General features: G+C 63.3%; 25 protein-coding genes. 19 read left to right on the top strand and 6 right to left on the bottom strand.

Annotated features, from left to right (window positions below; translation table 11 throughout):
* Nucleotides 1–273: 273 nt before the first annotated feature.
* Entirely contained in the window at nt 274–522 is a 249-nt protein-coding gene (locus PCO31110_RS02635) for an accessory factor UbiK family protein (protein WP_010804738.1), read from the bottom strand.
* Nucleotides 523–916: 394 nt separating this feature from the next.
* On the opposite strand from PCO31110_RS02635, the gene PCO31110_RS02630 reads away from it, so the two are divergent.
* The 9 genes from PCO31110_RS02630 to ptsP all read left to right on the top strand — a co-directional run bounded on the left by PCO31110_RS02630 (nt 917) and on the right by ptsP (nt 10,929).
* The gene (locus tag PCO31110_RS02630) at nt 917–1,765 is read left to right on the top strand and encodes a TorF family putative porin (RefSeq protein ID WP_150689557.1); all 849 of its coding nucleotides are present in this window, start codon (nt 917–919) and stop codon (nt 1,763–1,765) included.
* Nucleotides 1,766–1,778: 13 nt separating this feature from the next.
* Nucleotides 1,779–2,117 (top strand): P-II family nitrogen regulator, encoded by a 339-nt coding sequence (locus PCO31110_RS02625; protein ID WP_010804740.1) that lies wholly within the window; start codon nt 1,779–1,781, stop codon nt 2,115–2,117.
* A 27-nt stretch (nt 2,118–2,144) separates the two neighbouring features.
* Nucleotides 2,145–3,680 (top strand): ammonium transporter, encoded by a 1,536-nt coding sequence (gene amt, locus PCO31110_RS02620; protein WP_150689556.1) that lies wholly within the window; start codon nt 2,145–2,147, stop codon nt 3,678–3,680.
* Nucleotides 3,681–4,102: 422 nt separating this feature from the next.
* Nucleotides 4,103–5,392 carry a glutamate--cysteine ligase gene (gene gshA / locus PCO31110_RS02615; protein ID WP_010804742.1) on the top strand — a complete coding sequence of 430 codons (1,290 nt, stop codon included), beginning with the start codon at nt 4,103–4,105 and terminating at the stop codon, nt 5,390–5,392.
* A 438-nt stretch (nt 5,393–5,830) separates the two neighbouring features.
* Nucleotides 5,831–7,096, top strand: a complete 1,266-nt coding sequence (locus PCO31110_RS02610) for a helix-turn-helix transcriptional regulator (protein WP_150689555.1) — start codon at nt 5,831–5,833, stop codon at nt 7,094–7,096.
* Nucleotides 7,097–7,230: 134 nt separating this feature from the next.
* Entirely contained in the window at nt 7,231–8,169 is a 939-nt protein-coding gene (gene gshB, locus PCO31110_RS02605) for a glutathione synthase (RefSeq protein ID WP_150689554.1), read from the top strand.
* 167 nt (nt 8,170–8,336) lie between these two features.
* On the top strand, nt 8,337–8,750 hold the full coding sequence (locus PCO31110_RS02600) for a PTS sugar transporter subunit IIA (protein ID WP_010804745.1): 414 nt from the start codon (nt 8,337–8,339) through the stop codon (nt 8,748–8,750).
* Between the two features lie 3 nt (nt 8,751–8,753).
* The gene (locus PCO31110_RS02595) at nt 8,754–9,023 is read left to right on the top strand and encodes an HPr family phosphocarrier protein (RefSeq protein WP_010804746.1); all 270 of its coding nucleotides are present in this window, start codon (nt 8,754–8,756) and stop codon (nt 9,021–9,023) included.
* Between the two features lie 169 nt (nt 9,024–9,192).
* Nucleotides 9,193–10,929, top strand: a complete 1,737-nt coding sequence (gene ptsP / locus PCO31110_RS02590) for a phosphoenolpyruvate--protein phosphotransferase (RefSeq protein WP_010804747.1) — start codon at nt 9,193–9,195, stop codon at nt 10,927–10,929.
* 79 nt (nt 10,930–11,008) lie between these two features.
* Here the strand turns inward: ptsP and PCO31110_RS02585 are convergent, their stop codons facing one another.
* The 3 genes from PCO31110_RS02585 to gpmA all read right to left on the bottom strand — a co-directional run bounded on the left by PCO31110_RS02585 (nt 11,009) and on the right by gpmA (nt 14,522).
* Nucleotides 11,009–11,785 (bottom strand): HesA/MoeB/ThiF family protein, encoded by a 777-nt coding sequence (locus tag PCO31110_RS02585; protein WP_010804748.1) that lies wholly within the window; start codon nt 11,783–11,785, stop codon nt 11,009–11,011.
* A gap of 70 nt (nt 11,786–11,855) precedes the next feature.
* Nucleotides 11,856–13,412 (bottom strand): S41 family peptidase, encoded by a 1,557-nt coding sequence (locus PCO31110_RS02580; RefSeq protein WP_150689553.1) that lies wholly within the window; start codon nt 13,410–13,412, stop codon nt 11,856–11,858.
* 363 nt (nt 13,413–13,775) lie between these two features.
* Entirely contained in the window at nt 13,776–14,522 is a 747-nt protein-coding gene (gpmA, locus tag PCO31110_RS02575; protein WP_010804750.1) for a 2,3-diphosphoglycerate-dependent phosphoglycerate mutase, read from the bottom strand.
* A gap of 236 nt (nt 14,523–14,758) precedes the next feature.
* On the opposite strand from gpmA, the gene PCO31110_RS02570 reads away from it, so the two are divergent.
* From PCO31110_RS02570 to PCO31110_RS02550, 5 genes are all read left to right on the top strand, one after another.
* Nucleotides 14,759–15,166, top strand: coding sequence for a rhodanese-like domain-containing protein (locus PCO31110_RS02570; RefSeq protein WP_010804751.1), 408 nt, complete (start codon nt 14,759–14,761; stop codon nt 15,164–15,166).
* 17 nt (nt 15,167–15,183) lie between these two features.
* Nucleotides 15,184–15,444 carry a glutaredoxin 3 gene (gene grxC, locus PCO31110_RS02565; RefSeq protein ID WP_010804752.1) on the top strand — a complete coding sequence of 87 codons (261 nt, stop codon included), beginning with the start codon at nt 15,184–15,186 and terminating at the stop codon, nt 15,442–15,444.
* Nucleotides 15,445–15,508: 64 nt separating this feature from the next.
* Complete coding sequence (gene secB, locus PCO31110_RS02560) at nt 15,509–16,015, top strand: protein-export chaperone SecB (RefSeq protein WP_010804753.1); 507 nt, start codon at nt 15,509–15,511, stop codon at nt 16,013–16,015.
* Between the two features lie 64 nt (nt 16,016–16,079).
* Nucleotides 16,080–17,093, top strand: a complete 1,014-nt coding sequence (locus PCO31110_RS02555) for an NAD(P)H-dependent glycerol-3-phosphate dehydrogenase (RefSeq protein ID WP_010804754.1) — start codon at nt 16,080–16,082, stop codon at nt 17,091–17,093.
* Between the two features lie 143 nt (nt 17,094–17,236).
* Nucleotides 17,237–17,767 (top strand): O-acetyl-ADP-ribose deacetylase, encoded by a 531-nt coding sequence (locus PCO31110_RS02550; protein ID WP_010804755.1) that lies wholly within the window; start codon nt 17,237–17,239, stop codon nt 17,765–17,767.
* Here PCO31110_RS02550 and trmL read toward each other — a convergent pair.
* Both trmL and PCO31110_RS25950 read right to left on the bottom strand, forming a co-directional pair.
* Nucleotides 17,749–18,219 (bottom strand): tRNA (uridine(34)/cytosine(34)/5-carboxymethylaminomethyluridine(34)-2'-O)-methyltransferase TrmL, encoded by a 471-nt coding sequence (gene trmL / locus PCO31110_RS02545; RefSeq protein ID WP_010804756.1) that lies wholly within the window; start codon nt 18,217–18,219, stop codon nt 17,749–17,751. The genes PCO31110_RS02550 and trmL overlap by 19 nt on opposite strands.
* Before the next feature lie 18 nt (nt 18,220–18,237).
* Complete coding sequence (locus PCO31110_RS25950; RefSeq protein WP_246189701.1) at nt 18,238–18,723, bottom strand: ComF family protein; 486 nt, start codon at nt 18,721–18,723, stop codon at nt 18,238–18,240.
* A gap of 463 nt (nt 18,724–19,186) precedes the next feature.
* Here PCO31110_RS25950 and PCO31110_RS02535 point away from each other — a divergent pair, with 463 nt between their 5' ends.
* The 5 genes from PCO31110_RS02535 to PCO31110_RS02515 all read left to right on the top strand — a co-directional run bounded on the left by PCO31110_RS02535 (nt 19,187) and on the right by PCO31110_RS02515 (nt 24,950).
* The gene (locus PCO31110_RS02535) at nt 19,187–20,107 is read left to right on the top strand and encodes a methyltransferase domain-containing protein (protein WP_051126395.1); all 921 of its coding nucleotides are present in this window, start codon (nt 19,187–19,189) and stop codon (nt 20,105–20,107) included.
* Nucleotides 20,108–20,394: 287 nt separating this feature from the next.
* Nucleotides 20,395–21,480 (top strand): 2,3-diaminopropionate biosynthesis protein SbnA, encoded by a 1,086-nt coding sequence (gene sbnA, locus PCO31110_RS02530; protein ID WP_246189700.1) that lies wholly within the window; start codon nt 20,395–20,397, stop codon nt 21,478–21,480.
* Nucleotides 21,477–22,529 carry a 2,3-diaminopropionate biosynthesis protein SbnB gene (sbnB, locus tag PCO31110_RS02525; protein ID WP_150689551.1) on the top strand — a complete coding sequence of 351 codons (1,053 nt, stop codon included), beginning with the start codon at nt 21,477–21,479 and terminating at the stop codon, nt 22,527–22,529. The genes sbnA and sbnB overlap by 4 nt, the downstream gene beginning before the upstream one ends.
* The gene (locus tag PCO31110_RS02520) at nt 22,526–23,995 is read left to right on the top strand and encodes an adenylosuccinate synthetase (protein WP_010804761.1); all 1,470 of its coding nucleotides are present in this window, start codon (nt 22,526–22,528) and stop codon (nt 23,993–23,995) included. Before sbnB ends, PCO31110_RS02520 begins: the two co-directional genes overlap by 4 nt.
* Nucleotides 23,988–24,950 carry a diiron oxygenase gene (locus PCO31110_RS02515; protein WP_174979278.1) on the top strand — a complete coding sequence of 321 codons (963 nt, stop codon included), beginning with the start codon at nt 23,988–23,990 and terminating at the stop codon, nt 24,948–24,950. The genes PCO31110_RS02520 and PCO31110_RS02515 overlap by 8 nt, the downstream gene beginning before the upstream one ends.
* Nucleotides 24,951–24,958 lie beyond the last annotated feature (8 nt).

The raw sequence follows: 24,958 nt of genomic DNA, 5'->3' as shown, positions 1-24,958 counted from the left end.
ACATCGCGATATGCATCGCATGCGTCGATGTTCGTCGCCAGACGGCGTGCGGCGCAACGTCTTATCGGACGAAATACGGGGAGTGGGGGCGTTTTCGGAATCGCGGCAGCGATAGGCAGGAAATACCCGCCGGAACTCAGGAGTATTCCGATAGCGAAACGGGATTTCGGGGGAGATTTCAAGCGGCGGGCGAGAGAAACCGCCCATCAGGGGCTTGCGCAGGCGCGCAGGCCCCGAAAACGACAGGGGGCGCCGTGGCGCCCCCGCGATTCGTCAGTCTTGTGCTTCGCTGCGCAGGTTTTCGAGTTCAGCCACGCGCTTTTCCAGTGCTTCGAGCCGCTCGCGCGTACGTGCGAGCACCTGCGCTTGCACGTCGAACTCTTCGCGAGTCACCAGATCGAGCCGGGTGAAGCCTTGATTGAGCAGGCTCTTGACGTTGCGCTCGATATCCTTGGCGGGCGATTGCTTGAGCATCTCGCTCACCTTGGCTTGCATGTCTTGCAGGATCTCGTTCGGTTTCATAAGCCTTCCTCTCTTCGTTTCCTTGCACCAATTTGGTGCTTGCACCGTCTGTGTGCTTCGCCGGGCCGGTCTGACCGGTGCAAGGTGGTGCATCGGGTGCGGACATCAATGTTGGCGCAACTCTATCACCGTTTCCGGCGCCCAGCCAGCGCAGGAAGCCGCCTAACCGTTACCCGGTAAGGATCTGACACGAGTCACGGGGCATGGTTGCTATTTCTCGCGTTGTTGGCAGGCCGCATCGTCACCGCAATTTTGCCAATTTTTTATCTCGAAATTCGTATCTTGCGCGTCGCAGCGCACGCAGATTCCGAGGCTGGCACGGGAGTTGCTCTACCCAGTCCGCAACCTGCCGCACGCTGTACCAAGACGTTGAATATCAACTTAGGGGAAAGTGATGAAAAAAGTGTCAACTGCGATGGCTGGCGTTGTGTTTTCTGGTGCGATGGCAATTTCCGCCGGCGCTTTTGCGCAGGCGAGCGCCGATGGCGCTGCCGCACCTGCCGCAGCACCGGCTGCGGCACCGGCCGATGCCGCAGCCGCCGCGGCCGAACCGCTGACGATTACCGCCAACATCGGTCTGTTCTCGGACTACCGCTTCCGCGGTATTTCGCAAACGGGCAAGCGTCCGGCGGTGCAGGGTGGTTTCGATCTCGCGCATGAATCCGGTCTGTATGCCGGCGTGTGGGCATCGAACATCAGTTGGATTTCGGATGGGAATTCGGCGGTAAGCGCCCCCATCGAGATGGATTTTTACGGTGGCTGGAAGAAGGAAATCATTCCTGACTGGACCATCGATTTCGGCGGTTTGCAGTATTACTACCCGGGCACTTACCCGTCCGGGGCATATTTCCCGCGTCCGCATACGTTCGAGCTGTATGCCGCCGTGGGCTGGAAAACCGTGACGCTGAAGTACTCGCACTCGTTGACCCGTCTGTTCGGTCTGGTGAGCCCTGATGGCCAGGATACGTCGAACAGCGGCTACCTCGACCTGACGGGCACCTACGATCTGGGCTTCTGGGGCATTTCCGCCGTGGGCCACGTGGGTCACCAGTGGGTGCACAACTTCGGCGCGGCGAGCTATACCGACTGGAAGATCGGCCTGTCGAAAGACCTGGGCAAGAACTTCTCCGTGTCGGTCTCTTACGTCGATACGAATGCCAACGAGAAGTACTACACCGCCGCGAATTCCGGCAAAGTGCTTTCCAAGGCAACGGTCGTCGTAGGGTTGTCGAAGACATTCTAAGGAGCGACTCATCATGAAGCTGATTACCGCAATTGTGAAACCCTTCAAGCTCGACGAGGTGCGTGAAGCCCTCTCGAACATTGGCGTGGCAGGCATTACGGTGACCGAAGTCAAGGGCTTCGGCCGTCAGAAGGGCCATACCGAGCTGTATCGTGGCGCAGAATATGTCGTCGACTTTCTGCCGAAGGTGAAGATCGAGGCGGTAATCGGCGACGCCTTGCTCGACCAGGCGATCGACGCCATCGAGCAGGCGGCCCGCACCGGCAAGATCGGCGACGGCAAGATTTTCGTGTCAAACGTCGAGCACGTGGTCCGCATCCGTACGGGAGAGACCGGCGAAGACGCGCTGTAAAGGTCCTACATAAAAGAGACAACAATCATGAAAAAACTGCTTGCCAAACTCCTGCTTGCCGCCGCTTTTCTCGGCGTTGCCGGCACCGTGAGCCTCGGCTCCACCGCCGCGCTAGCCCAGGACGCCTCGGCGCCCGCCGCCGCTTCCGAAGCCGCGTCGCCAGCACCTGCCGCTTCTGCCGCGACGCCAGCTGCTGCACCGGCAGCCGCAGCAGCAGCGCCAGCACCCGCTGCCGCCGCGCCTGCCCCCGTGCCGCCGAACAAGGGTGACACGGCCTGGCTGCTGACCTGCACCGCATTCGTAATTCTCATGACGCTGCCCGGTCTGGGCCTGTTCTACGGCGGTCTCGTCCGCTCGAAGAACATGCTCTCGGTGCTGATGCAGTGTTTCATCATCTTCTCGCTGGTGGTCGTGCTTTGGGCGATCTACGGTTACAGCATCGCGTTCACCGAGGGCGGGGCGTTCTTCGGCGGCTTCGATCGCCTGTTCCTGAAGGGCATGACGCCGGACTCGGTCGCCGCTACCTTCAGTAAGGGCGTGAATGTGCCGGAATACGCGTACATGGCGTTCCAGGCAGCCTTCGCGGCCATCACCTGCGCGCTGATCGTGGGTGCCTTCGCCGAACGCACCAAGTTCTCGGCCGTGCTGCTCTTCACCGTGATCTGGTTCACGTTCTCGTACCTGCCGATGGCCCACATGGTCTGGTTCTGGCCGGGCCCGGATGCCTACACCGACGCGGCTGCCGCCGACGCCGCCAATGCACACGCCGGCTGGCTCTTCCAGAAGGGCGCGCTCGACTACGCCGGCGGTACTGTGGTGCACATCAACGCCGCTATCGCGGGTCTGGTCGGCTCGTACATGGTGGGCAAGCGTGTGGGCTTCGGTAAGGAAGCGTTCAAGCCGCACTCGCTCACGATGACGATGATCGGTGCCTCGCTGCTCTGGTTCGGCTGGTTCGGCTTCAACGCCGGCTCGGGTCTGGAAGCCAACGGTGGCGCTGCGCTCGCATTCGTCAACACGTTGCTCGCCACTGCGGCTGCCACGCTGTCGTGGACGACCGGTGAGTGGATCGGCAAGGGCAAGCCGTCGATGCTCGGTGGCGCGTCGGGTGCCGTGGCCGGTCTGGTGGCCGTGACCCCGGCTGCCGGCTTCGTCGGTCCGATGGGCTCGATCGTGCTGGGCCTGCTGGCCGGCGTCATCTGCCTGTGGGGCGTGAACGGTCTGAAGCGTCTGCTCAAGGCCGACGATGCACTCGACGTGTTCGGCGTGCACGGCGTGGGCGGTATGCTCGGCGCGATTCTGACGGGGGTGTTCGCTGCCCCGTCACTGGGTGGCACGGGCATCTACGACTACGTGGCCAACAAGGTCGCCCCGGATTACTCGATCGCCGGTCAGGTCTGGATTCAGTTCCAAGGCGTGCTGACCACGCTCGTGTGGTCGGGTGTGGTGGCGTTCATCGCCTTCAAGATTGCCGACATCGTGCTGGGTCTGCGCGTGCCGGAAGACGAAGAGCGCGAGGGTCTGGACATCACCTCGCACGGTGAATCGGCCTATCACAACTGATTTCGGCCGATTCGTCTCAATCTATCTCATCGCACCGTTTAGGCTCGGCTTCGGCCGGGCCTGACGTCAACGAGCAGCACGAATCGGCAATGATTCGCCAATTCGTTATCGAGCCCCGTCTGGGGGCAAGCGAGAGGAGTTGCTGGGGCCGGTCGGACAGCCGGTTCCAGCCTTGCACGGGCCCCGAGAGGGCCCGTTTTTTTCGCTTGCGATTGCCGGCTTCGCCCCCATCTCCTCCCATCGCAGCATGGCACTGCACCTCCCCGATCCCGCCTGAGCGCGTGTTTTCTCCTGCGGTTGCCCGGCCGGCGCCGAGCCCGCACAGACGACATGGCCTGGTGCCCCTTCCGGGGGCATGGCGAACGGCGGGGGCGCCGGGCGTATGCTCTACAATCGATATTCCATCTGGATATGAGCGAAGCATGGTTCCGCATCTCGTCACGGCCCTGAAAGGCCCCCTGCTCGACCTGGAAAAGAAGATTCTCGATGCGACGCCCGGCATCGAGCGCTGGTTCCGGCTCGAGTGGCAGGAACATACGCCGCCGTTCTACTGTTCGGTCGACTTGCGAAACGCGGGCTTCAAGCTCGCGCCTGTCGACACCAATCTCTTCCCCGGCGGCTTCAATAATCTGGCACCCGAAGTGCTGCCGCTTGCCGTGCAGGCCGCCATGGCCGCGATCGAGAAGATCTGCCCCGACGCCAAGAACCTGCTGCTGATTCCCGAACGGCACACGCGCAATTCGTTCTATTTGCAGAACCTTGCCCGTCTGTCGACGATCATGCGCCACGCCGGGTTGAATGTGCGCCTGGGCAGCCTGTCGGACGACATCACCGAGCCCACGACCATCGAGCTGCCCGACGGCCAGCACGTTGTGATCGAGCCGCTCGAGCGTTCGCCGCGCCGGCTGGGGCTCAAGAATTTCGATCCGTGCTCGATCCTGCTCAACAACGATCTGTCGGCCGGTATCCCGCCGATTCTCGAGGGCTTGCACGAGCAGTACCTCCTGCCGCCGCTGCACGCGGGATGGGCTGTGCGCCGCAAGAGTCAGCATTTCGCGGCGTACGACGACATCGTCAAGAAATTCGCCAAGATGATCGACGTCGACCCATGGATGCTCAACCCGTACTTCGCGAAGTGCGAGGGCATCGATTTCGATGAGCGCGTCGGCGAAGAGAAACTTGCCGATACGGTCGACGCGGTACTCAAGAAGATCAACAAGAAGTACCGGGAGTACGGCATCACCGAGAAGCCGTTCGTCGTGATCAAGGCCGATGCCGGTACCTACGGCATGGGCGTGATGATGGTGCACGACGCCGCCGAGATCAAAAACCTGAACCGGCGCGAGCGCACCAAGATGAGCGTGGTGAAGGAGGGCCTCGAAGTGCACGACGTGATCGTGCAGGAAGGTGTTTACACGTTCGAGCGCATCAACGAAGCCGTGGCCGAGCCGGTCGTGTACATGATCGACCGCTATGTGGTTGGCGGCTTCTACCGGGTGCACACCGGGCGCGGCACCGACGAGAACCTCAACGCCCCCGGCATGCACTTCGTGCCGCTCGCCTTCGAGCACACGGCGCTGCCCGACGTCCATGCGAAGCCGGGCGCGGCGCCGCCCAACCGGTTCTATATGTATGGTGTGGTGGCGCGTCTCGCGCTGCTTGCGGCGTCGGTCGAACTCGAGCGTACCGATCCGGATCCGGAAACCTATTGACGACGCAGGACCGATGCGGCTGCGAGTGACGTTCGCTTGCCGCCTTTCGGTCTTGTCGTCTATTTGAGAAATTTCTGAATTTGATGTGAGGTCGCGCTTGTACGGCGGCCTTTGTCGTCCCTCGTGCTGAGAGACGAAAAGAAAAAGACGCCCGGCTGGCCCCCCGACTAGCCGGGCGTCACATTTACCGGCCGCCTCATGCAACGGCCGGAAATCGGGGCTTCCCTGAGCGGGCCCCCCCGCAAACTGGTTCCTGTGCGTTCCTTTCGGTTTTCGGATCGGTGTACTGTGCCGATCCGTCGTCCGGTTTTCATCAGTAATGACCTGATGATGCGACCGTTTGACGCGTCCAACATCCCCCGAATGGGGGATGTCCGTACGTGATCGGGTGGAATAGGAAATTTCCTCGGAATTGTCTGCGCTGGGAGGAATACCGGAATGCAAGGGGATGTACGTACATGCCTTCGTCAAATCCATCAATTGCCGGTGCCGATGCTCGGCTATCTACCGCTATGGCTGGAGACGCTGCGCATATGGCTGGCGGCAGACGGGGTAGCGGCGTTCTGGTGTCACGCGTCCGGCGAATCGGTCGATGTATCGGACATACCGAGCATATCGAGCATGTCGAGCATATCGGACGCCACCTGCTGGTACGCGCCGCAAGCTCCCATGTCGGCCTGCGAACGGCTCGCGGCCACCGGCTGGGCGATGCCGTCGGTGGCGGAGTTGCAACGCTCGCTCTCGCACGGTGAACTGCTGCGTGGCCACGCGCGGCGATCGAGAGGCTGTCCAGGGGCGTTGCCCACGACGTTTCGTCGTCCCCTCGAACTGGACCGCTGTCTTCCCGACGGCGACTTGCTCGACGTCTGCCTGTTGCCGATGCCCAGGGCAGCGGGGGCGGCCGGTGAGGGACAGGCGCGCGCCGATTCGTCCGCTGCCGTGCCCATCGGCGCCTTGCGATTGCTAGTGTCGCGCCGCAGATCGCGTCCGCGTTTCAGTGCGCGTGAAGTCACCGCGTTCGAGACGGCTGCCGCAGAGTTCACTACGGCGCCCGAGCGTCCCACGTTCCCGCCGCTGACGGCCATGGCGCCACCCGTGCCCAATTTGTGGCCGGAGGCGTGCGGCGCTATCGGCGACGACGTGGCCGGTACGCTCGTCTGGCATCGGCGGCAGCCGGAGTGGGCCGATCCCGCCGCACTGGCGCTCATGCACCGGGTCTGGCGGCCCATGACGGGGCGCGCGTGGCCCGATGCGTGTGTGGTGGTGCAAGCGTGTCAGTCGCTGGCCGACGAGCTGACGCTTCACCCGTCGGACGCCTCTTCGCCGGGCATGTCCGGCGTGCAGGTCTGCAAGGCGGTGGTGGTGCCCGGCGGCACGTTGCATCTGCACGCCACGCATTTGTGCGGCATGGGTGGCAGGGCGACCGACCGCGTGCGCATCGCCCTGCATCTTGCCGTGCCGCCCGCCATTCGCCTGTTGCAACGGCTCTGGGGGACAGCGCTCACGCCCGTCCAGCGGGAGATTGCGATGCGTCTGCTGGCCGGACAGTCGCGCTCACAGACGCGCGAGGCTTGTGCAATCGGCGTGCAGACGCTCAAGACACATCTATCCCTCATGCGCTCGCGTCTCGACCCTGTGCGAGACGCGTCGCTACTCCTGGGTCTCGGCGGTTCGGGGGCGAGCGCAAACGCCGAGCGGATGTGAGGTTTGCGCAGGCCGTGCGCGCGCCGGACGGCTTGCCGGCACGCAGCGGCAAAACGGCGCCTCGGCTAGAATAGACGTCTGTCGCCGCAGCCTGCGGTGTTTGCATCCGAACCCCCCAAGACCTCCGCCGATCGATGCAGATTCTCTTTATCGCCGACCCGCTTGACCAGTTCAAAACCTACAAGGACACCACGTTCTCGATGATGCGCGAGGCTGCGCGCCGCGGGCACCGCATCTTCGCGTGCGAGTTGCACGAGATGGCGTGGTATGGCGCAAAGGTCGATGCGCGCGTGAAGGAAATTCGCCTGACGGGCGATGCGGATGCCTGGTACGAGGTCGCCGACATTCGTGTGGCGGCGCTCACCGAATTCGACGCCGTGCTCATGCGAAAGGACCCGCCATTCGACATGGAGTACATCAACGCCACATGGCTGCTGGAAGTTGCCGAGCGGGCCGGGGCTCGCGTATTCAATAAGCCGAGCGCGATTCGAGATCACTCCGAAAAGCTCGCCATTGCCGAGTTTCCCCAGTTCGTGGTGCCGACGCTGGTGACGCGTGACGCGGCGCGACTGCGCGCCTTTCACGCCGAACATGACGACGTGATCTACAAGCCGCTCGACGGCATGGGGGGCACGGGCGTGTTCCGCATTGGCCCGGACGGCCGCAACCTCGGCTCGGTGGTCGAGATGCTTGGCGAATACGGGGCATGCTCGGTGATGGCGCAGCGCTTCATCCCTGAAATCAAGGCGGGTGATAAGCGAGTGCTCGTGATCGGCGGCAAGGTTGTGCCGCATTCGCTGGCGCGCATCCCGCAAGGCAACGAAGTGCGCGGCAACCTCGCGGCCGGCGGGGTGGGCGAAGCGCGCGATCTGTCTGCACGCGATCGGCAGATTGCCGAAACACTTGCCCCGATTCTCTGGCAACGTGGCCTGCTGCTCGTGGGGCTCGACATCATCGGCGATTACCTCACGGAAGTGAACGTCACGAGTCCGACGTGTTTCCAGGAAATCACGGCGCAGACCGGTTTCGACGTGCCGAAGATGTTCATCGACGCGCTGGAACTGGCGGTCTGAGGAAACGCGGGGCCGTTGTCCGGCAAATCGCTTGGAGCGGCCCCTAACTTGATGAAAATTCGGGGTTTTTGCGCGCCTGCTAAAATGAGAATCCCAAAATCGACAGGTGCGCGTTCGTCGTTGTGTTTGTATCCCGAACACCCGCGGCGCCCGGCGTGCCTAGCATCATGGCTGGAATTCTGATTATTGCCCACGCACCGCTCGCCTCGGCACTTCGCGAGTGTGTTTCGCACATCTACGGCGGTTGTCCGTCGAACATCGGCGCGATCGACGTCGTTCCCGACCAGGACACGGCGGCGCTTGTCGACGTCGCCCGTGAACGCCTTGCACAGTTGCAGGAAGAAAATGGCGTGCTGGTCCTCACCGACTTGTTCGGCGCCACGCCGTCGAATGTCGCGGCGCAACTCGTCGGACCGAAAGTGCGTGTGCTCGCCGGGGTGAACCTGTCGATGCTCATCAAGGCGGTGTGCTATCGCTCCGTGCCGCTCGACACACTGACGGAGAAGGTGCTTTCGGGCGGATCTAAAGGTATTCTCGAAGTCGGCGCGGGTGCGCCGGCCATACACACTACGTCACACTGAAACATGCTTCGACAAGAAACGACGATCGTAAATAAATTGGGCCTGCATGCCCGGGCATCTGCAAAGCTGACGCAACTGGCGGCGAAATTTCAGAGTGAGGTCTGGCTGACCCGGAATGGTCGGCGCATCAATGCGAAGAGCATCATGGGGGTCATGATGCTGGCTGCCGGGATCGGCTCGACGGTCGAAGTGGAGACCGAAGGCGCTGACGAACAACAAGCCATGGATGAAATCCTGGCCCTCATTGCGAACAAGTTCGGCGAAGGGGAATAAGGCGGCGCTGCGGCGAAATGCGGTGGAGTGCGGCGCATCGCAGGCGCACCGCCGAGCGCGGACCGTGCCTGCGCCGGAGCGCTGCCCACCGCTTCGAACGCCATCCCGAACGCAGCGAAAAAACATAGATTACGATCGAATCATTCGCCTCTGAACTGGGGGGACTTCCTTGTCTTTCACCCTGCACGGCATTCCCGTTTCCCGCGGCATCGCGATCGGACGCGCCTATTTGCTCGCGCCCGCCACGCTCGATGTGCCGCACTATTTGCTCGATCCGTCTCAGATCGACGACGAAATTGCGCGCTTTCGCGGCGCTCAGGCGAGCGTCCAGCACGAACTTGATACCCTCAAGGCAGAACTACCGGACGACGCGCCCGGTGAGATGGGGGCGTTCCTCGACGTTCACTCGCTGATCCTCAACGACACGCTGCTGGCCGATGCCGTCCTCAAGCTGATTCGCGAACGCCGCTATAACGCGGAATGGGCGCTGACCACTCAGCTTGAGGTGCTCGTCGCCCGCTTCGAAGACATCGACGACGAGTATCTGCGCGAGCGCCGCGCAGACATCGAACAGGTGGCCGAGCGCGTGCTCAAGGCGCTTGCCGGCGCGCCCGGCATCCGCCATGTGGTGGCCGAGACGCCGCGTGACGACATGATCGTCGTGGCCCGCGACATTGCGCCGGCCGACATGCTGCAATTCAAGTCGCAGACGTTCAAAGGGTTCGTCACGGATCTGGGCGGCAAGACGTCGCATACGGCCATCGTGGCCCGCAGTCTGGGGATTCCGGCGGCTGTCGGCGTGGCGCAAGCCAGCCTGCTCATCAAGCAGGACGACGTCATCATCATCGACGGGGACAGCGGCATCGTCATCGTGGATCCGGCGCCGATCGTGCTCGAAGAGTACAGCTACCGGCAAAGCGAGCGTGCGCTGGAAGAGCGTCGCTTGCAGCGTCTCAAGCACTCGCCCGCACAGACCATCGACGGCACACCCATCGAACTGTTTGCCAACATCGAGTTGCCGGAGGATGCGAAGACCGCCGTGGCGGCCGGTGCCGTCGGCGTGGGACTGTTCCGCACGGAATTCCTTTTCATGAACGAGAAGGAAGCCCCGGAGGAAGAGGCGCAGTTCGAGGCGTACAAGCGTGCCGTCGAGGCGATGAAGGGGCTGCCGCTCACGATCCGGACCATTGACGTGGGCGCCGACAAGCCGCTCGACAGTCATGAGACGTATGAGACTGCGCCGAATCCCGCGCTGGGCTTGCGGGCCATTCGCTGGAGCCTGTCGGAGCCGCGCATGTTCCTGACGCAGTTGCGGGCGATTCTGCGCGCTTCGGCATTCGGTAAGGTGCAAATCCTGTTCCCCATGCTCGCGCATGCGCAGGAGATCGATCAGACGCTGGAACTCGTGCGAGAAGCGAAGTCGCAGCTCGATGCGGCCGGGCTGCTCTACGATCCGGGCGTGAAGCTGGGGGCGATGATCGAGGTGCCGGCCGCCGCGCTCACGGTCTCGATGTTCCTGAAGCGGCTCGATTTCCTGTCCATCGGCACGAACGATCTGATTCAGTACACGCTGGCGATCGATCGCGCGGACAATGCCGTCGCCCATTTGTACGACCCGCTGCATCCGGCTGTGCTGCGTCTGATCGCCATGACTATCCGCGAGGCACATGCGTTCGGCGTGCCGGTGGCGGTATGCGGCGAAATGGCGGGCGATCCGACGGCGACGCGGTTGCTGCTCGGCATGGGGCTGCGGGAGTTTTCGATGCATCCGAGCCAACTGCTGCAGGTCAAGCAGGAGATCCTGCGAGCGCACCTGCCGGACCTGGAGCGGCCGGTTCAGGAACTGCTGGCGGCGACCGAGCCGGAAGAGATGCAGGCGGCGCTGGCGCGTCTGGCAGTCGCGTAACGCACTGACCGCCGGGCCGGGGCCTGAACGTCCCTGAAATGAGAAGCGGGCGCTCCGATAACGGGGCGCCCGCTTTTTTTTACGGCGATTCGGTTCGCGGTGTTCCGTGCCGCTGACCGCAAACCTTGCACTCGGGATTGCGCGCGCAGTGCATGGTGTGCCAACTCATCTTGCGCCCATCGAGCATTTGCAGACGGCCGACCAGCGGCACACCTACGCCCGTGATGAGCTTGATGGCCTCGGCCGCCTGCATGCTGCCGATGATGCCCACCAGCGGGGCCAGCACCCCCATCGTCGCGCAGGCCTGTTCGGGGAAGGGCTCGTCCGCGGGGAAGATGCACTCATAGCAGGGCGAGGCGTCATCGCGCACGTCGAAGACGCTGATCTGGCCGTCAAAGCGCAAGGCCGCGCCGGACACGAGCGGGACGCCCGCCGCCACGCAGGCGCGATTGACCGCGTGACGCGTGGCGAAGTTGTCCGAGCCGTCGAGCACCACGGTGGCGTCGCGCGCCAGTGCTGTGAGCCGTGCTTCGTCCACACGTTCGTTGACGACGTCGACGATCACGTCCGGATTGATTTGCGCGATGCGCTCGCGTCCGGAGATGACCTTGGGACGGCCCACACTCCGTGTGTCGTGGAGGATCTGGCGTTGCAGATTGGTGAGATCGACATCGTCGTCGTCGATCAGCGTGATGCGTCCGACGCCCGATGCCGCCAGATAGAGGGCTGCGGGCGAGCCCAGGCCGCCCGCCCCCACGATCACGGCATGGGCCGCGAGCAGACGCGCCTGGCCCTCGATACCGAGTTCGTCGAGCAGGATGTGGCGGGAGTAACGCAGCAACTGGTCGTCGTTCATCGCAAACCGGAGTGGAATAAAAAAACCGTGCCGGCTTTCGCGGGCACGGTTTGTAGTGTAAAGCGGATGCTTACTTCTTGTCCGCCGGCTTGGCCGGTACGACGGTGTCGGTCTTCGGGTCCGTCTTGGCACCGGCTGCGGGCGCCGCAGCCTTCGAAGCGTCCTTCGGCATCGGGCCGGCGTTGGCCTCCAGGCGCGACTTCGTGCGCTGGACCGGCTCGCCCTTGAGCTGATGGATGGCCTGCTGGAGCATGAAGTCGTCGGTGCTGCCCAGATCCGGCAGGCGTTCTTCACGTTCCTTCTTGCGCTCTTCCGGCGTCTTCTTCGCGTTCTCTTCCTCGAGGCGGCGCAGTTCTTCCAGGCGGCGGGCTTCGCGGGCGTCGATTTCCTTCTGCTCGTCAGGCGTTTGCGTGTTGTGCAGATGGTTCTGGTAATCGATTTCGCGCGTGACCAGCACATCGTCCGGATCGCCCTTCGGATTCTGGTCGACCGGCACGTCCGGCTTGATACCGATGGACTGGATCGAGCGGCCGCTCGGCGTGTAGTAGTACGCCGTGGTCAGACGCAGGGCGGTGTCCGGCGACAACTGGCGCACGGTCTGCACCGAGCCCTTGCCGAAGGTCGTCTTGCCCATGATCAGCGCGCGCTTCGAATCCTGCAGCGCACCTGCCACGATTTCCGAAGCCGACGCGGAGTAGGCGTTCACGAGCACCACCATCGGCACCGTCTTCCAGATGGCAGCTTCGCCCTTGAGCGGATCGTCCGGGCTTGCCGACAGACGGTAGTTGTCGAACGTGGCCGTGTACTTCTGCTTGGCGTCTTCGATCTGACCGTTGGTCGTCACGACCGTGGCACCTTCCTTCAGGAAGGCTGCGGACACGCCGACTGCGGACTGGAGAATGCCGCCGCCGTTGTTACGCAGATCGAGCACCAGACCCTTGAGCGGTTGGTCCTTGGCCAGTTCCTGGAGTTTCTTGGCCAGATCCGGCACGGTGCGTTCCTGGAAGCTCGTGATGCGGACGTAACCGATACCCGGTTCGAGCATCTTGCCCTTCACGCTCTGCACACGAATTTCCGCACGTACGATCGACACCGGGAAGGTACGCTCTTCCGCCTTGCGGAAGATCGTCAGCGTGACCTTGCTGCCGGGGGCGCCGCGCATGCGCTTGACTGCCTGGTCGAGGGTCATGCCGCGCACGGGCTTGTCGTCGATACGGGTGATCAGGTCGCCGGGCTTCAGACCTGCCTTGAAGGCCGGACTGTCTTCGATCGGGGAGATCACCTTCACGAGGCCGTCTTCTTGCGAAATCTCGATGCCGAGACCGGCGAAGCGGCCACGCGTCTGCTCTTGCAGTTCCTTGTATTCGTCCTTGTCGAGGTACGACGAGTGCGGATCGAGGCTCGACACCATGCCCTTGATCGCTGCGGTCAGCAGCTTCTTGTCGTCCACCGGCTGTACGTACTCACGCTTGATCTGACCGAACACTTCGGCCAGCAGACGAAGCTGCTCGAGCGGCAATGGCGTGGTAGCGCTTTGTGCGGATGCCTGCGAAAACGCGAGGGTGGCAGCCGCACCGGTCGCGAGGCCCAGCACGATCAGGCCGATGTGTTTGAGGGTTTGGCGCATATAGGCGTGGAAATTCCGGATTTTTCGGGGCGCCCGCCAATGGGCGCGCGCACTTTGGCGAAGTATAACCGTTTGCCCGCAGGGCGGACATTGCCCATTCGACAGGAGCTTTTCCTGAGTGGTTCGACAAAAAGTTCCGTTCGACCTGCCGTTGTGACGGGTTTTTGGGCGGTCGCCCTCCGATAGCGCGTGGCGTTGGCAGGCAGAATGCGCTTCGGCAGGCGACGCGAGGCGAAAATGAGATACCGCCAAAGCCGCCGAAATCGTGTTACCGGGTATTACGGGCGGGGCGGGAGGCGTGGGGGGCGCACCGCGGTGGCGGTGCGCCCGGTTCCGGCTATCGCGTCGGGCGATAGTCGGGGATTACTTCGACTTCCCTTGCGCGGCGACGGCAGCCAGCGCGCCGGCGATCTTTGCCTGATCGCCGAGATAGTAATGGCGGATCGGCTTGAGGTCGGCGTCCAACTCGTACACGAGCGGCGTGCCGTTCGGGATGTTCAGGCCGGCGATGTCGTCGTCCGAAATGTTGTCGAGGTGCTTGATGAGCGCGCGCAGCGAATTGCCGTGGGCGGCAACGAGCACTTGCTTGCCGGAACGCACGGCCGGCGCAATCGATTCGTTCCACAGCGGCAGCACGCGAGCCACGGTGTCCTTCAGGCACTCGGTGAGCGGAATCTCTTCGCGCTTGAGCTTGGCGTAACGCGGATCGTTGTAGGAACTGCGCTCGTCGTCCGCTGCCAGCGGGGGCGGCGGGGTGTCGTAGCTGCGGCGCCAGACGTGAACCTGCTCGTCGCCGTACTTGGCGGCGGTCTCGGCTTTGTTCAGACCGGCCAGCGCGCCATAGTGACGCTCATTCAGACGCCAGCTATGCACCACGGGAATCCACATCTGGTCCATGACGTCCTGCACGTGCCATAGGGTGCGGATCGCGCGCTTGAGGACCGACGTGTAGGCGAGATCGAATTTGAAGCCGGCTTCGGCGAGCAGATTGCCGGCCTGGCTGGCTTCGGCGACGCCCTTTTCGGTCAGGTCGACGTCGATCCAGCCGGTGAAGCGATTTTCCTTGTTCCACGTCGATTCGCCGTGGCGGATGAGAACGAGCTTGTACATGATGAGCAAACTTCAGTCAGAGTTGGAAAGCGGGGGCGGCCGATGGCACGGAGGCAGTTCGCAGCGCCTTGCGCGACAACGCCCGGCAAGGGCTTTGCGGCAGCAATTCAGGGACATTCGGGGTAGCGGTGAAGGGGCCACCGATGTCCGGCGCAGCGATTGGCAACGCGATCCGTCGGCGCAATCACGGATTATTTTATAATGATCGGATTCTTTTGATCTTTTTCAGGTGGTTTGTGAAGTTCTTTTCCGATTACACCAACCTCGCGCTGATCGCGATTGCCCTCGTTTCGGGAGGCATGCTGGCCTGGCCGGTCTTCAAGCGCGGCGGTCGCGGACTGTCGACCATCGAAGCGACCCAGCTCATTAACCGTAAGGGCGCTGTGGTGCTCGACGTGCGCTCGGGAGAGGAATTCGCCGCCGGCCACCTGCCGTCCGCGCGAAACGTGCCGCTCGACGACGTGGAGCAAAAAATCGCTCAGGTCATCAAAAACAAGGCGGCACCGGTACTTATCGTGTGCAAGAGCGGTCAGCGCTCGGCGCGCGCTCAGACGCTGTTGCGCAATCTTGGCTATGCTGAGGCGTTCAGCCTCCAGGGTGGCATCGCCGCCTGGCAGGAAGCCGGTTTGCCGGTCGTCAAGTAATCGAGGAGTTGCAAGTCATGCCGAAGATCGTGATGTACAGCACGCAAGTGTGCCCGTATTGCCAGATGGCGGAACGTCTGCTGCGCCAGCGCGGCGTTCAGGACATCGAGAAGATCCTGATCGACAAGGAACCCGTCCGCCGCGAGGAAATGATGACGCGCACGGGCCGCCGTACGGTGCCGCAGATCTACATCGATGAGCGTCACATTGGCGGTTACGACGATCTGTCGGCACTGGATCGTGCCGGTGGCCTCCTGCCGCTCTTGCAAGCGGCCTGATACCGCCTGAAAATAGTGCGCCCAGCCGCGTGCCTACGTGGCTGTCTCATACCAAGGAAACGAAATGTCCGACCAGAATCAGCCGTTTTTCAGCATCCAGCGCGCTTACCTGAAAGATCTGTCGCTCGAGCAGCCGAACTCGCCCGCGATCTTCCTCGAGCAGGAGATGCCGACCGTCGAAGTGCAACTGGACGTCGCCGCTGAGCGTCTGGCCGAGGAAATCTTCGAAGTCGCCGTGATCGCCACCGTGACGGCCAAGATCAAGGACAAGGTCGCGTTCCTGGTCGAAGGCAAACAAGCCGGTATTTTCGAAATCCGCAATGTGCCGGTCGAACAGCTCGATCCGCTCATCGGCATCGCTTGCCCGACGATCGTCTATCCGTACCTGCGTGCCAACGTGGCCGACGCCATCAGCCGTGCCGGCTTCCAGCCGATCCACCTGGCCGAAGTGAACTTCCAGGCGCTGTACGAGCAACGTCTGGCACAACTGGCCGAGCAACAAGCGGCCAACGGCGAGACGCCGGCACCGGGCATCGTCATGCCCGACGGCTCGTCCGCTCAGACTCACTAAGCGCTTTGCGCTTGATCGGCGCGATGGCCGGCCCCGTGCCGGCTTTCGCGTCGAGGCCCCCTTCATGAAGATTGCCGTATTCGGTGCAGGTGCCTGGGGCACCGCAATGGCGAGTCACATGGCAGTACGCCATGACGTTGTCCTTTGGGCGCGCGACGTTGCGCTCGTGAAGCAACTGGCCGCCTCCCACGAGAATTCCGCCTACCTCCCCGGTTCCACGCTGTCTCCCCGTTTGCGATTCGAAGCCGATTTCGCGACGGCGCTGGCGCATGGCACGGGGGAACACGCCTTGTGCGTCGCAGCCGTGCCCGTCGCAGGCTTGCGCGCATTGGCTGGCCATATGGCGCTCGCCGCCCATCCGCCGCAGAACCTGATCTGGCTCTGCAAGGGCTTTGAGGCGGACACCGGGCTGCTGCCGCATCAGATCGTTGCCGAGGTTTTCCCGCAGGTTGCGGGTGGTTCGCTCTCGGGGCCGAGCTTTGCGCGCGAAGTCGCGCAGGGCCTCCCGGCAGCGCTGACCATTGCCAGCGCGGTGCCGTCGCTGTGCGAGCTGACGATCGCTGCCTGCCATTTCGACGCCCTGCGCATCTATTCGAGTGACGATCTCGTCGGTGTCGAAGTAGGGGGCGCCGTAAAGAACGTGCTCGCGATTGCCACGGGTGTGAGCGACGGTCTGGGTTTGGGGCTTAACGCCCGCGCAGCGCTGGTGACGCGCGGTCTGGCCGAAATGACCCGCTTGGGCGTTGCGCTGGGCGGTAAGCCCGAGACGTTCATGGGGCTGACGGGCATGGGCGATCTGATCCTGACGGCAACCGGCGATTTGTCGCGCAACCGCACGGTGGGATTGCAACTGGCGACAGGAAAATCGCTCGACGACGTGCTGGCGTCGTTGGGACATGTCGCCGAAGGCGTACGATGTGCACGTGCGGTGCGTGATCTGGCCCGTGCGCACGGCGTCGAAATGCCGATTACCGACGCGGTATGCGCCACATTGTTCGAGGGTTTGCCTGCCCGCGCGGCGGTGGAAGCCCTGCTGCGGCGCGATGCCCGCGCTGAGCGCGAGGGCGACGTGGGCTAAACGCGTCACCGCATGTTGCGCCGTCAACGCGACGGCGTCAGGTTTCGCGTGGCTTGCCGATGATCCGCTGCGGGATTGCCGGTGAGCCGTTTCCCCGGTGGCGCAATCCCGTCGCCGGCACTCGCAACAAGGGAGTCGAGCCCATGTCGCAAGTTTCCCGTCTGCACGCCTCCCAAGGCGACATCACCCAATCCCCCGTCGATGCCATCGTGAATGCCGCGAACGAGCTGTTGCTCGGTGGTGGTGGCGTCAATGGAGCGATCCATCGCGCGGCCGGCCCAGAACTGCTCGAAGCCTGCCGCAAACTTCACGGCTGTCCCACCGGGCAGGCAAAGCTCACCCCAGGATTTCGCCTCAAGGCGAGGTTCGTGATCCATGCGGTCGGCCCGGTCTGGAGCGGCGGCGCTGACGGCGAACCCGCCCTGCTGGCAAGTTGCTACCGGGAAAGCCTGCGTCTGGCATCGGAACATGACTGCCGGAGTGTGGCCTTTCCGGCGATCAGTTGCGGCATCTTTGGCTATCCGGCCGAACTCGCCGTGCCGTTGGCCGTGTTCACCGTGCTCGATGCGCTGCCTCACTTCCCGAACATCGAACGTGTGGAGTTCGTCTGCTTCGACGCCCCGATGCTGGCACGCTATCAAGCGGAACTCGCCAGTCAGGCCCCCTCGGCGTAACCCTGCTGGCGCCATGCTTCGAAGACCACTACGGCGACCGTATTCGACAGATTGAGGCTCCGGTTGCCGGGGCGCATCGGCAGGCGCACGCGTTGCGTGGTGGTGAACGTGTCGAGCAATTCCGGCGCGAGGCCACGCGTTTCCGAGCCGAAGATGAACCAATCGCCTGGTGCGAAGGACAACTCGCCAAAGGGGCGCGAACCGCGTGTCGTCAGCGCGAACATCCGCGCCGGGTCGGGTGTCTCGGCAGCCAGAAACGCACGCCAGTCCGGGTGGACCTTCATCTCTGCGTACTCGTGATAGTCAAGCCCCGCGCGGCGCATACGCGCGTCGTCCAGTGGAAAGCCGAGCGGTTCGATCAGATGCAGCCGTGCGCCGGTGTTGGCACACAGGCGAATCACGTTACCCGTGTTCGGCGGAATTTCAGGGGAGACGAGAACGACGTTGAACATGAGCGTTGGGGGGCAGAGTTACAGAGAAGACGGGGTACGCAATACGACAGCCGCAAGGACGTGCGTTGCGCCGGCATGCTTGAGCGCGGCGGCTGCAGCATCGCAGGTCGCGCCGGTGGTCATGACGTCGTCGACTAGCACGATGCGGCGTCCGCGGGCGTGGTCGTTTGCGACGAAAGCGCCGCGCAAATTGCACCTGCGCGCTTCGCGGGACAGGCGCTGCTGTGTGGCAGTCGATCGCTCACGTCGCAGCACATGGGCGCTGGCGGGCAGATTCGCACGACGGGATGCCACCCGCGCCAGTTCCCAAGCCTGATTGAAACCACGCGACGCGAGTCGTGAGGGGGCAAGCGGTACGGGCACCAGCAGCGGTGTCGCGTCACCACGCGCCGTCAACGCGTCGCCCAGGCGTTCGCCGAATTCGCGAGCGAACGGCAGGGCGTTATGGTATTTCAGACGAATCATCAGCATATCGAGTGGCGCCACGTAGTCTGCGAGCGTCAATGTGGCGTCGAATGCGGGGCGGTGCCGCAGGCATTGTCCGCAGACGATGGGTGATTGAGTGCGGCAAATTGTCGCACCTTCGGCATGGGGTGTCCTTGCGTCCTCCATCGGTGACGCCAGCGATGGCAATGCGGCGGCACATTGCTGGCAACGCAGCGGCGCGTCGGACCGGGCGGCGTCGAATGCCCGTGCGCAATCCGAGCAGATTTGTCGCGCAGCGCGCCGGCGGCAGACCGCGCAGTGGTCCGGCAACGCCACGCGCAGCAGTCCACCGGCAAACCTGGCGAGCATGGGGAAAGTGGCGTGAGGGATGGGCAAGGCGATAGTAGGGACAAAGTGATGTGGCGGGCGGAACTGCCTGCGCCGTCAGGTGCGGAGATCGGTCTGGGCCGGGCCGCTTGGCGGTGCCCGATGCATTCGGACAGCAACGAGTATACTGCCGACTCGCCTTTTTGCCCGTCCCATGAAGCCTTCAGCCGCTCCCCAAACCCCGTCCTCAGCGTTCTCCGCCCGCTTTTTGCGCACCGCGTTCGACCGCCGCGCGCCGAACTGGCACGAGGCCGATTTCCTGATGCGGGAGGTGGCGTCGCGGCTCGCGAGCCGGCTCGATTACATCAAGCTCAAGCCCAAACGCGTGCTGGATGTCGGATGTGGCACGGGCGGCGACTTGCTGAACTTCGGCGAACGCTATCCCGACGCCTATCGCGTAGGCCTGGATGCCTCGTTCGCGATGGCCAAAGCGGCCGCTGCGGCAGGGGCGACGACTGGCTGGCGCCGGCTGCTGCGCACTGCGCCGCCGTACGGTGTGGTGCAGGGCGATTTCTCGGCCCTTCCGTTCGCCTCGCGCACATTCGATCTGGTGTGGTCGAATCTCGCACTTCACTGGTATCGCGAGCCGCATCGCGTCATTCCCGAGTGGCATCGCGTGCTGAGTACGGATGGATTGCTGATGTTCTCGGCCTATGGCCCCGACACGCTGCGCGAACTGCGCGCGGCATGGGCGGAAGTCGATGACGTTGCGCACGTGCTCGAGCCGACGGACATGCACGATCTGGGAGACATGATGGTCGCAAGCGGCTTCGATACGCCTGTCACGGACATGGAGCGCCTCACGCTCACGTTCGAATCTCCGGATACGTTGTTGCGCGACGTCCGTCTGCTTGGCGTAAATCCGTTGCCGGAGCGTCGTAGCGGGCTCACAGGGAGGGCGCGCCTTGCGGCCTTGCGCGCGGCGTTGGAGCGTCAGCGCGGGCCGGATGGCACGATTGCGCTGACTTTCGAGCTTGTCTACGGTCACGCCTGGAAAATTCCCGAAAAGACCGATGCAGCAGGCAACGCCGTCGTTCGTATTCAGGACATTGGGCGCGGCGGCCGGCCTCGCTGAGCGTCATCCGCGAACGCGTTTCGGCATATGCCTGCGCGTTCGACGGGTTCACGGCGATATTCCGCCGATTTCCCGATTCCCCAAGCTGCAGTTGCTAGCGTAGAGCGTTTCGCAGGTTCCCAAATACCCCGCCGCATCCTGCGTCCTACACGACTATGCAGGTGTTCCGCGCTCGTCCCGTTCGCTTAAATGACGCTTCACGGCGTGCATGAACGAAGGACTTTGCGAACCGCAATCCCTCCGCCACGCCATTGCGTCGCCTTCGGGCGGGACTTCGGGAGGTAGGGGTGGGGTATCAGCACGAAACGTTGGCGGTGCCGCCGCAGGTCGGGCCCGAAGCAAGCAACAAAACACGCGACGACCTGCTGTTGCGCGTCGGTGGCGCATTCCTGCAACCGACGGCTCCTGTCTTCACGGCGATTGACGGTTTGTGTCTCGCCACGGTTCACCTCAAGCTGGAGGGACTGAATCCCGCCGGTTCCATCAAGCTCAAGACTGCGCTTCACCTGATCGAAGATCTGGAAGCGACGGGGCGCATTTGTGCGAACACGCAGATCGTCGAGTCGTCGTCCGGAAATCTCGGGGTGGCGTTGGCGATGGTGTGTGCGAATCGCGGCTACCGATTCACCTGTGTGACCGATCCCAATACCTCGCGTCAGGCCATCCGTGCCATGCAAGCGGCAGGCGCCCGCGTCGTGTGCGTCGAGCGTCGTGATGCGCAGGGCGGCTATCTCGGTACACGCATCGCGTGGATCCGGGAACAAGTGGCGCGCGATGCGCGATGGGTGTGGGTCAATCAATATGCCAATCCCGCCAATTGGCGGGCGCACTACCGTTGGACGGCGCCCGAAATCTTCGCAACCTATCCCGACCTCGGCCATCTGTTCATCGGCGCGGGCACGACCGGCACGTTGATCGGGTGCTTGCGGTACGTGCGAGCGCATCGACTGCCGACGCGCGTCATCGCGGTCGATGCCGCCGGCTCCGTCACGTTCGGTGGGCCGCCGGGACCGAGACGCATTCCCGGACTGGGGACAAGCTGCCGCCCGCCGCTGTGCGAACCGCTAGAGGCGGAGCCCCCGGACGCCATCGTCCACATCCCCGAAGCGGACACACTGCGCATGTGTCACATGCTGGCCGCACGCGGTTTGCTGGCAGGCGGGTCGACGGGCAGCGTGCTGCGCGCCGTGCAAATGTCGTCGGGGGACATCGCGGCCAACGACACGGTCGTCGCCATTGCGCCGGACATGGGCGACAAGTATCTGGACACCCTCTACGACCCGGACTGGGCCGCTGCCAGCGTTGACGATCTTTCCGGTGCGCCTCGCGGGGCATCCCACACCCTCGACATCGTGAGCCCTTCATTGTCATGAACGCCCTGCCGATACCGCAATTCCGCGTGTTCACCGGGGAGCAGATCGATGCTGCCATTGGTGAGAACAAGTCTGCCATTCTCGATACGGTCGAAGCGGCATATCGAGCCCACAACGCCGGACACACCGTGAATCCGGAAAGTCAGTTTCTCCGTTTCCCCGACGAGCAACGAAATCGCATCATCGCGCTGCCAGCGCACATTCGTGATCGCGACGGTGATGGCGATGGCGTCACCGGCATCAAATGGATATCGAGTTTTCCTGAAAACGTCGAGCGTGGAATGCCACGCGCATCGGCCGTTCTCATTCTGAACGACGCTACGACCGGTTATCCGATGGCGTGCATGGAAGCGAGCATCATCAGCGCGGCGCGCACGGCGGCCAGTGCAATGAGTGCGCTACGCTGCCTCGCGAACAACGTGCCTGCCATGAGGCAGGCATCGTCGAAAAACCTGCGCGTGGCGTTTATCGGTGCGGGCGTTATCGCGCGTCATGTGGCCGAGTGTTTGCCGCTCGCGACGCTGCCGATCGGCGAGGTGACGGTGCACGATCTGAACAACGATTATGCGGTGTCGCTTGCCACCCGAATTGGGCAGCACCTCGGTTACGAAGCTCGCCCGGAGGCGTCGCTGGAAGACACCATTCGCGCGGCCGATGTCATCGTGTTCACCACAACGGCGGCGTCGCCCTATCTCGAGAACCCCGATTGGTTCTCGCATTGCCCAATCGTGCTGCATCTCTCTCTGCGCGACCTCGCGCCCGCGATTATTCTCGAGTCTTACAACGTGGTCGACGACATCGATCATTGCCTGCGCGCGATGACCTCGCTTCATCTCACGGAAGTCGAAGCTGGCCACCGGCGCTTCGTCACCACATCGTTGCCGCATTTGCTTTGTGGTGGCGAGCCTCCGGCGCGTGACCGGCCAATCGTGTTTTCCCCCTTCGGCCTGGGCATTCTCGATATTGCCGTCGGCCGTTGGGTCTACGACCGGCTGGCGGCGCAGCAAGCACCGGTTCCCCGATTTTTCTACGATATGCAACGCGCATGACCTCTGTATCCTCCAGCCCCTCGCTTCACACCTCCCCCCTCGCCTCGCAGTCCGCCGAAGGCTTCGCCGATGTACTCGTCGGCTTGCAATATGGCGACGAAGGCAAGGCGAAGATCATCGACGCCCTCGCGCCGAGGTACGACGTGATCGCCCGTTTCAACGGCGGTGCCAACGCGGGGCACACCATCGACACGCCCTCCGGACGTATCGCGCTCAAGCAATTGCCATCCGGCGTATTTCATCCGCACGCGACGCTCTATATCGGGTCGGGGTGCGCCATCAACCCCTGGAAACTGGCCGACGAGATTGAACAGTTGCGCGAGATGGGTATCTCGCTCGAAGGCCGGCTGCACATCAGCGCGCGCGCAGCACTTGTGCAGCCGCACCACATCGCGATGGATCGGCGCGGAAGTGGCACGATCGGCACCACGGGCAACGGCATCGGGCCATGCTACGCGGATCGTGCCATGCGTGTGCGCCACGACACACGCGTCAATCTGATGCTCGGAGATCTGCTGAAGAACGAAGCGGACACCATCACCTCGATGCGGGACGTGTTCACGCGCATGATCAATGCGGAAGGCGGTACGTCGCCGTGGATCGCTGAAATGTCGGACATGTTGTTGGGCCTGCCGAAGGTCACGCAGACCTTGCGGGGGTACATCGAGCCGGATCGCGGATGGCTCACGGATCGCGTGAAGGACGGTGCCAACGTGTTGTTCGAAGGCGCGCAGTCGGTGTTGCTCGACGTCGTTGACGGCAGCCAGCCATACGTTACGTCGAGCCACACCGTGCCGGCCTACGCCTATGTAGGGGGGGATCTGTCGCCGAAGTATCACCGTCGAACGATAGGCGTGGCGAAAGCCATCATGTCGCGCGTCGGGCGAGGCCCGTTTCCTTCGGAGCTGGGCGGTGAGCGCTCGGCACAATACTGCCACGGGGCGTCGCAGTCACACGTTGGTGCAGCGGAAGAACAAGTGCGCTATTCGCCGGATGAGCTACTGCGCTCCAACGATCCGTTCGATGTCGGCACCGCACTTCGAATGCTGACGGGCGAGTACGGCACAGGCACCGGGCGGCCGCGCCGGATCGGCATGCTTGACCTCGCGCAGTTGCGAGAGGTCGTCAAGGCGCACGCGGTGGACTGCGTGTATCTCAATAAGGTCGATTGTCTGGCGCATTATTTTCATTCGGCGTATCAGGGCATACCGATGCGCGTGCATCCTGACGTGTTGTCGAGCGAGGTCATGCCGGATGTGCTGATTTATCCCGGGCTGAACGAGCGTTCGCTTACGCTTGGACGTGAGGGAACACTCGACGCCGCGATGCACGGCTTCGTCGATTTCGTCGAGCGGCACATCGGTGCGCCGCTGGCCGGGATTGGACTCGGGCCGGAACGGGCCAGTTTGATTTCGCTGACCGAGCATGGTCCGGCGCCAGCCGCGTCCGCCTTCCCCCATGTCTGATCCCCGTTTGCCGGACGGCGCCAAACTCGTGCCCGGCGTTGGCAGCGGGTGCGATCACGGGCAACGGCCGTGGCGGGAAGTGGCGGCCGTCACTCGTCGTGCGACGCAGGCGCCGTTCCCGCCGTTGCGACCCGATCAGGTGTTCTTCAACGTGGCGTTGATGCCTTACGCCATGCATCCGATGGTTTGCGAACGCGGACAGGCAGCCCGGCAGCAATTGAGCGCGCTACGGTTGGCGGACTACCTGAACAAGACGGAGCGGGTCGAGCTGCATATCGTCAATCGGGCTATCGAACAGATGCTCGACGTGCCTGGCATTGCATCGGTTAGCCGGGACGACCTGCTGGCGATTTACACGGACGAGGGGTTTCACACGTGGATGATGGAGCGATTTCGCAGGCATCTGCAGCGCCATACGGGATACGTGCTTGGGCAAGGGCCGTCGTCGAGTGTCGTTCGCGTGCTGGCGTTGTGCGAGACGACCCCCGAGACGCATCGCGCAATGTCCATCGTAGCGGCGGCATCGGTCACTGAGACGTTGATTACCGGCACGCTGCGTCAAGCCGGGGCATGCGACGACGTTTATCCACCCGTGCGCGCGTTGCTGAGCGATCACGCATCGGACGAGATGCGGCATCAGGCCGCGTTCGTCCGCTTTGCGAGTGAGTGGGTGCCGTCGCTGTCGGCTGACGAGCGCAGGTTTCTCGATGCGCTTCTACCTGATCTGATGATGGCGTTTCTCGCTCCCGAGCTTCCCGCGTGGCGAGATCACTTGCGCGCTATCGGGCTGGATGCTGCGCAAGCCGATCTCGTGATCCGGGAAAGCACCGATCCGTTGGAAGTGGGCGTGCAGATGATGGAGGCAGCGCTCGTGCCACGACGTCTTTTCGAACGGTTGGGCCTGTCCTGTGCCGAGCACTTTGCACAGAGGGTGAGCCGCTGGCGCCCTCCTTGACGGGATAA

This window comes from Pandoraea communis (assembly GCF_902459745.1).
GTDB classification, from domain to species: Bacteria; Pseudomonadota; Gammaproteobacteria; order Burkholderiales; family Burkholderiaceae; genus Pandoraea; species Pandoraea communis.
Note: the sequence above shows the minus strand (reverse complement) of the source record. Positions and strands in the feature narration are given on the sequence as shown.

Excerpts from the sequence above, each read along its gene's own strand:
- PCO31110_RS02580 (WP_150689553.1), bottom strand. The coding sequence starts at position 13,412 with ATGCGCCAAACCCTCAAACACATCGGCCTGATCGTGCTGGGCCTCGCG.
- grxC (WP_010804752.1), top strand. The coding sequence starts at position 15,184 with ATGCCGAAGATCGTGATGTACAGCACGCAAGTGTGCCCGTATTGCCAG.
- PCO31110_RS02625 (WP_010804740.1), top strand. The coding sequence starts at position 1,779 with ATGAAGCTGATTACCGCAATTGTGAAACCCTTCAAGCTCGACGAGGTG.
- gshA (WP_010804742.1), top strand. The coding sequence starts at position 4,103 with ATGGTTCCGCATCTCGTCACGGCCCTGAAAGGCCCCCTGCTCGACCTG.
- PCO31110_RS02630 (WP_150689557.1), top strand. The coding sequence starts at position 917 with ATGAAAAAAGTGTCAACTGCGATGGCTGGCGTTGTGTTTTCTGGTGCG.
- PCO31110_RS02600 (WP_010804745.1), top strand. The coding sequence starts at position 8,337 with ATGGCTGGAATTCTGATTATTGCCCACGCACCGCTCGCCTCGGCACTT.
- amt (WP_150689556.1), top strand. The coding sequence starts at position 2,145 with ATGAAAAAACTGCTTGCCAAACTCCTGCTTGCCGCCGCTTTTCTCGGC.
- gshB (WP_150689554.1), top strand. The coding sequence starts at position 7,231 with ATGCAGATTCTCTTTATCGCCGACCCGCTTGACCAGTTCAAAACCTAC.
- PCO31110_RS02535 (WP_051126395.1), top strand. The coding sequence starts at position 19,187 with ATGAAGCCTTCAGCCGCTCCCCAAACCCCGTCCTCAGCGTTCTCCGCC.
- PCO31110_RS02550 (WP_010804755.1), top strand. The coding sequence starts at position 17,237 with ATGTCGCAAGTTTCCCGTCTGCACGCCTCCCAAGGCGACATCACCCAA.
- secB (WP_010804753.1), top strand. The coding sequence starts at position 15,509 with ATGTCCGACCAGAATCAGCCGTTTTTCAGCATCCAGCGCGCTTACCTG.
- trmL (WP_010804756.1), bottom strand. The coding sequence starts at position 18,219 with ATGTTCAACGTCGTTCTCGTCTCCCCTGAAATTCCGCCGAACACGGGT.
- PCO31110_RS02515 (WP_174979278.1), top strand. The coding sequence starts at position 23,988 with ATGTCTGATCCCCGTTTGCCGGACGGCGCCAAACTCGTGCCCGGCGTT.
- PCO31110_RS02595 (WP_010804746.1), top strand. The coding sequence starts at position 8,754 with ATGCTTCGACAAGAAACGACGATCGTAAATAAATTGGGCCTGCATGCC.
- PCO31110_RS02585 (WP_010804748.1), bottom strand. The coding sequence starts at position 11,785 with ATGAACGACGACCAGTTGCTGCGTTACTCCCGCCACATCCTGCTCGAC.
- sbnB (WP_150689551.1), top strand. The coding sequence starts at position 21,477 with ATGAACGCCCTGCCGATACCGCAATTCCGCGTGTTCACCGGGGAGCAG.
- PCO31110_RS02635 (WP_010804738.1), bottom strand. The coding sequence starts at position 522 with ATGAAACCGAACGAGATCCTGCAAGACATGCAAGCCAAGGTGAGCGAG.
- PCO31110_RS02555 (WP_010804754.1), top strand. The coding sequence starts at position 16,080 with ATGAAGATTGCCGTATTCGGTGCAGGTGCCTGGGGCACCGCAATGGCG.
- PCO31110_RS02610 (WP_150689555.1), top strand. The coding sequence starts at position 5,831 with ATGCAAGGGGATGTACGTACATGCCTTCGTCAAATCCATCAATTGCCG.
- PCO31110_RS02520 (WP_010804761.1), top strand. The coding sequence starts at position 22,526 with ATGACCTCTGTATCCTCCAGCCCCTCGCTTCACACCTCCCCCCTCGCC.
- gpmA (WP_010804750.1), bottom strand. The coding sequence starts at position 14,522 with ATGTACAAGCTCGTTCTCATCCGCCACGGCGAATCGACGTGGAACAAG.